A 7,973-nucleotide genomic window follows, 5' to 3' on the forward strand; every position below is an offset into this window, starting at 1 on the left:
GTACCGGCCATGCGGCCGGCGAGGATGAAGCGGGCGTCCGCTGAGGACGCCCGCCGGGGTCAGCGCTTGAGTTCGAAGATCGGCTCGAATCCGCCGTAGATCATCCGCGCACCGTCGAACGGCATGGGATTCTTCGTCGGGTCCAGCCGCGGGTCTTCCATCATCTTCTGCATGCCTGCATCGCGGGTGGCCTTGTCCGGCCACTCGATCCAGGAAAACACCACCGTTTCCTCCGTCGTGGCTTTCACCGCGCCGAAGAAGTCGGTGGTCTTGCCATGTGGCACGTCATCGCCCCAGCCTTCGACTACCCGCAGCGCTCCGTATTCCAGGAACACCACATCGGCGTTGCGGGCGTGGGCGAGGAATTTCTCCTTGTTGGCGGTCGGCACCGCCAGTACGAAACCATCGATATAGCTCATCGCTTGCCTCCGGAATGGACCATGCCAGGTGCACGGCCTTCATTGAGTCGACGCTTCAGGGCGCGGGAAATCGACATCGATTGCCGCACCGTTGAATCGAAGCGCGTGCGCGTACCGCGCGCGTATGCCTGAGCCTTGCTGAATCAATGCAAAAAATTCAGCAATGCGAAGACCGCTGTTTTCAGGGAGCGTTGTGGCGAATAACGGAGAATTTACATTCCCGATGCGATGGCGCCCTGGCGCTGCTGCACACCATAAGAAAGTAAAGGTGTACCCCCATGAAGAATTCGCTGATTGCTCTGGCTCTGGCCGCTGCCCTGCCGTTCACCGCTTCGGCTGCCGAGAACCTGTCCTACAACTACGCCGAGGCTGATTACGCCAAGACCGACGTTGACGGCATCAAGGCTGATGGCTGGGGCGTGAAGGGTTCCTACGGCTTCCTGCCGAACTTCCACGCTTTCGGCGAATACAGCCGTCAGGAAGTCGACCACACCAACATCAAGGTTGACCAGTGGAAGGTCGGTGCCGGCTACAACGTCGAAATCGCTCCGTCGACCGACTTCGTTGCCCGCGTTGCCTACCAGAAGTTCGACCAGAAGCACGGCCTGGATTTCAACGGCTACAGCGCTGAAGCTGGTATCCGTACCGCGTTCGGTGCCCACGCTGAAGTCTACGGTCTGGTCGGTTACGAAGATTATTCGAAGAAGCACGGCGTCGACATCGACAGCCAGTGGTACGGCCGTCTGGGTGGTCAGGTCAAGCTGAACCAGAACTGGGGCCTGAACGGCGAGCTGAAGATGAACCGCCACGGCGACAAGGAATACACCGTCGGCCCGCGCTTCAGCTGGTAATTGCATCTACGGCGCGCCCGCGCGCTGTTCGTGCTGCAACAGGCCCGGCATTGCCGGGCCTGTTGCATTTGTGCGGAATCAAAACAGAGTCTGACTGCGTTTCGCGGCGTCATGTTGCATTGCAATGAATTGGATTCCGCCACCGCCAGTGGCGGCCTACGGTGGATATCCCGTGCTGCCGGATACACCGCGATGCCGCCCGTACTCCCACCGCTGCTCCCCGATCGGCCGCGCCGTCTGGCACTGCTGGATCCGCATCCGGTGCTGCGGCTGGGGGTGGAAGTGCTGCTGCACCAGCACAGCGGCGTGCACGTGCGCGGCAGCTACGCCAACGAAGATGACCTGGTGGAACTGCTGCAACGCGAACCCGGCTGCGTTGACCTGCTGGTGATCGATGCGCTGCCGCTGGGGGATCTTGGCGATGGGTTGCAGCTGCTGCGCGGATTGTCCCGGCGCTGGCCCAGCCTGCCGATACTGGTGCTGTCGGCGCACTGCAATGCCAGCACCGTGGCCACGACGATGCAGGCCGGCGCACGCGGCTTCCTGTCCAAGGCGACCACGCCGGAAATGCTGCTGCGCGCGGTGGACGTGGTGGCCCGCGGTGGGCGGTTCGTGCCCCCGGAGCTGCGCACGCAGCTGAATCGATCACGCGCGCGGCGCATGTCGGCGCCCAGCCTGACGCCACTGAGCCGGCGTGAACGCGAAGTGCTGCGGCTGCTGCTGCAGGGCTGCAGCACCGGCGAAGTGGCCCGGCGCTTCCAGCGTTCGGCCAGCACCATCAGCACGCAGAAGAAAGCGGCCTATCAGAAGCTTGGCATCCGCAGCGATGTCGAACTGTTCCGCATCCGCCACCTGCTGGAGTGTGGCTGACGGGCGCGCTTACTCGCCCTGGTACTGCTTTTCCTCGACCAGCGCCGAACCGGCGACACGGTTGATCTCGTTCTTCACCTGCACGCGTTCGCCGTTGGTGCCGTACACGCCGCGCGCCAGCTGGATGAACGCCTCGTCGAACACCTGCGCCGCTTCCTTGTCGCGCAGCTGGTCCTGGATCTCCCACATGCGCTCGTTGATGGCCTTCAACTGCGTCTTCAGCGCGGCCAATGCCGGCTGTGCGTCAAGCTGCTGCTGCAGCAGCGGCAGCAGGCCGTCAAGCTCGGTGCGCACATTGGCCAGCTTGGTCGCATCGTCGATGCGCTCGGCCTTGATCTCGAGAATGGTGATCTTGTCGATCAGCTCGCCGATCGATACCGGGGTCAGGATGGCGTCCACGTGGTTGGTTCCTGGAAATAGGCCTGCATGATACCGCGCTCGTTGCGGCGCGGATTTACGCTGAATTTGCGCTGGTACGACGGCATCGCCATCGAACCGTTACGGCCATGCCGTCGACACTGCCGTCCCGGCGGACAAGACCGCCTTCAACGAGGAAGTGAGTGCAGTGAAGAACAAGGGGATGATCGTGGCCAGCGCGGCCGCACTGGCGGGGCTGCTGTGCGCCGGCGGCGTGCAGGCCCAGGTGCAGGTGAGTGGCACGGCGGCATTGACCAGCGACTACGTGTGGCGCGGCAGCTCGCAGAGCGACGGCGATCCGGCCGCGCAGGTGGGTGCGAAGGTGACGGTGGGTTCGGGCTGGTATGCCAGCGCGTGGGGCTCGAATGTCTCGTTCACGCCGGACAACGGTGCACGCAGCGAGTTCGATCTCGTCGCCGGCTGGTCCGGCGCGCTGTCGCCGGACTGGAGCCTGGATGCGAACCTCACCCGGTATGTCTATCCGGGTACCGGTCGCGCACTGGACTGGACCGAACTCAATGTCACCACCACCTGGAAGCAACGCGCCTGGCTGCAGGTCGCCCACTCCAACGATGCCCTGGCCGGCGGCCGTCGCGGCACCTACGCGCAGCTGGGCGTGCGGGTGCCGTTGAACGAGCGCGTGCGGTTGGAAGCGGCGGTGGGGCAGTACTGGCTGGCCACCGCGCAAGGGCCGGACTACCTGCATGGCCAGCTCAGTGCCATTGCCACGTTGACGCCGGCCTGGGAACTGCGCGCCACCGTGCATGACACCGACAGCGCCGCCAAGCGTCTGTTCCCGGGCAATGCCGGTGGACGCTGGGAACTGGCGCTGCAGGGCAGCTTCTAGTCGGCCGACGCGGCCTGGCGGGTGCGCCAGGCACTGGGCAGCCACACCAGCAAGGCCAGTACCGCCACCGCGGTACCGGCCACGCACACGCCGGTCCAGCCGAAACGCTGGTAGACCTGCGCCGACAGCAGCGAGCCCAGCGAGCCACCGATGAAATAGCCGGTCATGTAACCGGCATTGAGGCGGTTGCGTGCCTCCGGCTGCAGCGCGTAGATCAGGTTCTGGTTGCTGACATGCAGCAGCTGCGCGGCCAGGTCCAGCACCACCACGCCGACCAGCAGCGCCAGCAGCGAATGCGCCGACAGCCCCAGAGGCAGCCAGGACAGCAGCAACAGCACCAGCGCAATGGCCGTGGCCCGGCCGGTCTGGCCACGATCCGACATGCGCCCGGCAAGGCCGGCAGCCAGCGTACCGGCGGCACCGACCAGCCCGAACAGGCCGATGGTGGCGTCGCTGTAGGCATACGGCGGCTGCGCCAGCAGGAAGGCCAGTGGCGTCCAGAAAATCGCGAACATCGCAAAGCTGCACGCGCCGAGCAGCGTGCGCTGGCGCAGCACCGGTTCCTGCACGAACAGCGTGCCGATCGAGCGCAGCAGCGCGAAGTAGCTCAGCCCGGCGCTGTGGTGGAAACGCGGCAGGCCGCGCTGCAGGGCCAGTGCGGTCAGCACCAGCGTACCTGCAGCGATCGCATAGACCAGGCGCCAGTCGCCCAGGCTCGACAGCAGCCCGGCCACGGTGCGTGCCAGCAGGATGCCCAGCAGCAGCCCGCTCATCAGCGTGCCGACCACGCGGCCGCGATGCTCCGGTGCGGCCAGGGTGGCGGCGAACGGCACCAGTACCTGTGCCACCACCGAGAACAACCCGGTGATCGCGGTACCGGCCAGCAGCCATGGCAACGACGGCGCGCATGCGCTGATCACCAGTCCGCTGGCCGACAACAACGTCATCACCACGATCAGCCGGCGGCGCTCGAACAGATCACCCAAGGGCACCAGCAGGATCAGGCCGGCTGCGTAGCTCAACTGGGCAGCGGTGACCACCATGCCGACCTGGCCGAACGGCACGCCGAAGGCATCGGCGATGGTATGCAGCAACGGCTGCGCGTAGTAATTGCTGGCTACCGCAACACCGGTGGCGACCGACATCAACAGGATCTGCCAACGCTGCAGGGGAGGAAGGGAAGGGGACACGGGATGTTCCGCGAAACAGGGCAGCACAGTGTCTGCCTGCTGTGGACATGATGGAAATGAATCATCATCATCCCTGCCATCTTGAATTGAGATGCCGGTGTGAACCTCAAGCAGCTCGAGTTCGCCGTGGTCCTGGCGGAAGAGGGCAACTTCACCCGTGCGGCCGCGCGTTGCCACGTCGTGCAGTCGGCCTTGAGCCACCAGATCGCCCATCTGGAGCAGGAGCTGGGCACGGTGTTGTTCGAGCGGTTGCCGCGCCAGGTGCGCGCTACGGCTGCAGGCGAAGCGTTGCTGGTGCACGCGCGGCAGGTACTGGCCAGCCTGCGCCACCTGCGTGCCGACGTCGCTGCGGTCAGTGGTGACGTGCGCGGGCTGCTGGCGATCGGGCAGATATCGTCGCTGACCGGCATCGACGTGGTGGCCATGCTGGCTGCCTTCCAGCAGCAGCACCCGCAGGTGGAGTTCCAGTTGCGGGTGGACAAGAGCGAGACCCTGCTGCAGCAGGTGCAGTCGCGCGCACTGGACGTGGCGCTGGTGGGGCTGGCGCCGTCGGCCCATCTCGAGGGCGTCTGCCACCAGATGCTGCAGGAAGAGGATCTGGTGGCCGTGCTGGCGCCGCAGCATCGGCTGGCCACGCGCCGCCGGTTGCCGTTGGCGGCGCTGCAGGATGAGGCCCTGGTCGATTTCCCGCGGGGGACCGGCGCGCGCCGCCAGACCGATGATGCGTTCGCCGCAGCGGGCCTGCCGCATCAGGTGCGTTTCGAGGTCAACCTGATGGAGCTGGTCGAGCGCTTCGTCCGCCACGGCCTGGCGGTGGGCATCGTGCCGGTGCGGATCGCCGACGGTTTCGAAGGGGTGGTGCAGGTGCCCCTGCAACCGACCCCGACCCGGCGCGTACATCTGGTCTGGCAGCGCCTGCCGACCCCGGCCGCACGCGCCTTCGTCGACGCCGTGCTCAGCCGCGCAGGCGCAGGCTCAGGCCCTTGAGGAAGTTGCGCAGCATCTGGTCCAGGCAACGCCGATAGTTCTTGTGGCCGGGCTGGCGGAACAGCGCGCCGAGTTCGGATTTGGAGACATTGAAGCCGATGCTGGTGAAGATCTCCATCATGTCGACGTCGCGCAGCTGGAAGGCCACGCGCAGCTTCTTCAGCACCAGGTTGTTGTCGATGCGGGTTTCCACCGGGCGCGGTGCCTGGCCCTCATCCTGACCGCGCAGGTGCAGGATCAGGCCATCGAGGAAGTGCGCCAGCGCACTGTCGCTCATCGGCTGGAAACCCGGCTCGTCTTCACGCAGCAGCCAGGTCTTGGCCTGCTCGACATCCACGTCGAACGCCGGATCGGCCATCTGGCACAGAGTCACCACGTGGTGGTCGCCGAGGTCCAGGGAGTAGCGCACGCTGCGCAGCACATCATTATTGATCATGGCCCATTGTAGCGGCCCGGCGGCTGTAACCGGACTGTCACCGGATTGCAGCATCGTGAGCGCTGTTCTGCAGGGATTCCCTTCGATGCGCCGGTACCTCCTTTCCGCCCTGCTGGTCGCCAGCAGCTTCGCCGCCACCGCCCAGGACCGCTACGTACCCGTGGAGCAGCGTCTCAGCGCGGCCCAGTTGGCCGAAGTGGGCCTGGACGCGACGCAGCTGCAGACCCTGAACCGCGTGCTGCGCGAGGCCGAAGCATCTGCGCCCGTCCCCACGCGGGCGACAGTTGTCGCCAACACCGGCGCACCGTTGCCGGCCAACGTTCCCGCCCCGGCGGCGATGCACCTGGGCCTGGAAGAGGGCCCGGTCAGTGCCCGCGTGGTCGGCGACGTTGCGGGCTGGGAGCCGGGCACGGTGTTCACCCTCGACAACGGCCAGCAGTGGCAGGTGATGAAGGGCCAGATGAAGCTGCGCAAGACCCTGCAGGCACCGCAGATCGAGGTGATTCCGGGTATCGCCGGGCGCTGGTTCCTGCAGGTCGACGAAGATCTGCCGAAGGCTCGCGTGTTCCGCCTGCGCTGACCGCGCGCGCCGCAGCAGGCCGATCAGGCAACGCAGCCGTGGACCGACGGTGCCAGAATGTCGGTCTGGTTTCCCACGGAGTTGTCTGATGACCCGAACCGTCCTGATTACCGGCGCCACCTCCGGCTTCGGCGCCGCTGCCGTACACCGTTTCGCCCAGGCGGGCTGGAAAGTGATCGCCACCGGCCGTCGCAGCGAACGCCTGCAGCCGCTGGTCGAGCGTTACGGCAAGGAGGTGGTGCACGCGGCCGTGTTTGACGTGCGTGATCCGGTCGCGATGGAAGCGGCACTGCTGGCGCTGCCGCCGGCCTTCGGTGACATCGACCTGCTGGTCAACAATGCTGGTCTCGCCCAGGGCACCGCGCCGGCGCAGAGCGCCAGCCTGAAGGACTGGACGACGATGATCGACACCAACATCACCGCGCTGGTCACCCTGACCCATCGCCTGTTGCCGCAGCTGGTGGAGCGCAAGGGCGCCATCATCAACATTTCGTCGGTGGCCGGTGTCTATCCGTATCCGGGCGGCAACGCCTATGGCGGCACCAAGGCGTTCGTCAGCCAGTTCTCGCTGGGCCTGCGTTCGGACCTGCACGGTACCGGCGTGCGGGTGACCACCATCGAACCGGGCATGGCGGAAACCGAGTTCACCGTGGTCCGCACCCATGGCGACCAGGTCGCGTCGGACAAGCTGTACACCGGCGCCAACCCGATGACCGCCGAGGACATCGCCGAGCAGATCTTCTGGGTAGCGAGCCTGCCGCCGCACCTGAACATCAATCGCCTGGAACTGATGCCGGTCAGCCAGTCGTTCGCCGGCTTCCAGGTTGCCCGCGAGGGCTGATCGGCGCCCTGGATGCGTTCTGTAGAGCCGAGCCGATGCTCGGCTTGATGGGCGATCAGCCGAGCGTGGGCTCGGCTCTACAGGCAAAAAAAAAGCCGGGCAATGCCCGGCTTTTTTCATTCATGCCCGCAGACTTACTGCGCCTTGATCGCCATCGCCTGCAGGCCGGTGCCATCCAGCTTCTGCTTGGCTTCGGAAAGCTCACCGGCGCTGCCATAGGGCCCCATGCGTACGCGGTACACGGTCTTGCCGTTGATCTGCGCCGACTCCACGCGTGCGGCCAGGCCCATCATCGCCAGCTTGGCCTTGGTCGCTTCGGCATCGCCGGAAGCGCCGAACGCACCTGCCTGCAGGATGTAGCGGGCGTTGTCGGCCGCTGCCGGGGCTGCCGCAGCGCTGGCAGCGGCCGGCGCGGCTTCACTGCGTGCCGCGGGAGCGGCGGCAACGGACCCGGCGCTGGCCGGCGCGGTGGTACCGGCCGCTGGCGTCGCTGCCGCCGGGCGTTCACTCACCGGAGTCGGCAGCGGACGGCTGG

General features: G+C 66.2%; 11 protein-coding genes. 6 read left to right on the forward strand and 5 right to left on the reverse strand.

Annotated features, from left to right (window positions below):
- Positions 1-59 precede the first annotated feature (59 nt).
- Positions 60-419, reverse strand: coding sequence for a DUF1428 domain-containing protein (locus DBR20_RS01535; RefSeq protein WP_108264945.1), 360 nt, complete (start codon positions 417-419; stop codon positions 60-62).
- Between the two features lie 278 nt (positions 420-697).
- Between DBR20_RS01535 and DBR20_RS01540 the strand changes: the two genes are divergently transcribed.
- Both DBR20_RS01540 and DBR20_RS01545 read left to right on the forward strand, forming a co-directional pair.
- Positions 698-1,270 carry an Ax21 family protein gene (locus DBR20_RS01540; RefSeq protein WP_025878364.1) on the forward strand — a complete coding sequence of 191 codons (573 nt, stop codon included), beginning with the start codon at positions 698-700 and terminating at the stop codon, positions 1,268-1,270.
- 192 nt (positions 1,271-1,462) lie between these two features.
- Positions 1,463-2,140: a response regulator transcription factor gene (locus tag DBR20_RS01545; protein WP_108264946.1), complete on the forward strand. Its 678-nt coding sequence runs from the start codon at positions 1,463-1,465 to the stop codon at positions 2,138-2,140.
- Positions 2,141-2,149: 9 nt separating this feature from the next.
- On the opposite strand, the gene DBR20_RS01550 is transcribed toward DBR20_RS01545, so the two are convergent.
- Positions 2,150-2,539: a DUF6165 family protein gene (locus DBR20_RS01550; protein WP_025878366.1), complete on the reverse strand. Its 390-nt coding sequence runs from the start codon at positions 2,537-2,539 to the stop codon at positions 2,150-2,152.
- A gap of 166 nt (positions 2,540-2,705) precedes the next feature.
- On the opposite strand from DBR20_RS01550, the gene DBR20_RS01555 reads away from it, so the two are divergent.
- Positions 2,706-3,404, forward strand: a complete 699-nt coding sequence (locus DBR20_RS01555) for a TorF family putative porin (protein WP_108264947.1) — start codon at positions 2,706-2,708, stop codon at positions 3,402-3,404.
- On the opposite strand, the gene DBR20_RS01560 is transcribed toward DBR20_RS01555, so the two are convergent.
- Positions 3,401-4,594: an MFS transporter gene (locus DBR20_RS01560; RefSeq protein ID WP_108264955.1), complete on the reverse strand. Its 1,194-nt coding sequence runs from the start codon at positions 4,592-4,594 to the stop codon at positions 3,401-3,403. The genes DBR20_RS01555 and DBR20_RS01560 overlap by 4 nt on opposite strands.
- Before the next feature lie 99 nt (positions 4,595-4,693).
- Between DBR20_RS01560 and DBR20_RS01565 the strand changes: the two genes are divergently transcribed.
- Positions 4,694-5,581 carry a LysR family transcriptional regulator gene (locus DBR20_RS01565; protein WP_108264948.1) on the forward strand — a complete coding sequence of 296 codons (888 nt, stop codon included), beginning with the start codon at positions 4,694-4,696 and terminating at the stop codon, positions 5,579-5,581.
- Here the strand turns inward: DBR20_RS01565 and DBR20_RS01570 are convergent.
- Positions 5,550-6,017, reverse strand: coding sequence for a DUF1456 family protein (locus DBR20_RS01570; protein WP_108264949.1), 468 nt, complete (start codon positions 6,015-6,017; stop codon positions 5,550-5,552). The two genes, DBR20_RS01565 and DBR20_RS01570, sit on opposite strands and share 32 nt — an antisense overlap.
- Positions 6,018-6,102: 85 nt before the next feature.
- Here DBR20_RS01570 and DBR20_RS01575 point away from each other — a divergent pair, with 85 nt between their 5' ends.
- Together DBR20_RS01575 and DBR20_RS01580 are read left to right on the forward strand one after the other, a co-directional pair.
- Entirely contained in the window at positions 6,103-6,597 is a 495-nt protein-coding gene (locus DBR20_RS01575; protein ID WP_108264950.1) for a hypothetical protein, read from the forward strand.
- A gap of 88 nt (positions 6,598-6,685) precedes the next feature.
- Positions 6,686-7,438, forward strand: a complete 753-nt coding sequence (locus DBR20_RS01580; RefSeq protein WP_100554492.1) for an SDR family NAD(P)-dependent oxidoreductase — start codon at positions 6,686-6,688, stop codon at positions 7,436-7,438.
- Between the two features lie 134 nt (positions 7,439-7,572).
- On the opposite strand, the gene DBR20_RS22465 is transcribed toward DBR20_RS01580, so the two are convergent.
- On the reverse strand, positions 7,573-7,973 hold a 401-nt coding region (locus DBR20_RS22465; RefSeq protein ID WP_258223090.1), incomplete at its 5' end, for an SPOR domain-containing protein.

The sequence above is a fragment of the Stenotrophomonas sp. HMWF023 genome, assembly GCF_003060985.1.
Taxonomy (GTDB): Bacteria; Pseudomonadota; Gammaproteobacteria; order Xanthomonadales; family Xanthomonadaceae; genus Stenotrophomonas; species Stenotrophomonas lactitubi.

What these genes read in the sequence shown, in the direction of transcription:
- DBR20_RS01535 (WP_108264945.1), bottom strand. Translation starts at nt 419, where the DNA reads ATGAGCTATATCGATGGTTTCGTACTGGCGGTGCCGACCGCCAACAAG.
- DBR20_RS01540 (WP_025878364.1), top strand. Translation starts at nt 698, where the DNA reads ATGAAGAATTCGCTGATTGCTCTGGCTCTGGCCGCTGCCCTGCCGTTC.
- DBR20_RS01545 (WP_108264946.1), top strand. Translation starts at nt 1,463, where the DNA reads ATGCCGCCCGTACTCCCACCGCTGCTCCCCGATCGGCCGCGCCGTCTG.
- DBR20_RS01570 (WP_108264949.1), bottom strand. Translation starts at nt 6,017, where the DNA reads ATGATCAATAATGATGTGCTGCGCAGCGTGCGCTACTCCCTGGACCTC.
- DBR20_RS01575 (WP_108264950.1), top strand. Translation starts at nt 6,103, where the DNA reads ATGCGCCGGTACCTCCTTTCCGCCCTGCTGGTCGCCAGCAGCTTCGCC.
- DBR20_RS01580 (WP_100554492.1), top strand. Translation starts at nt 6,686, where the DNA reads ATGACCCGAACCGTCCTGATTACCGGCGCCACCTCCGGCTTCGGCGCC.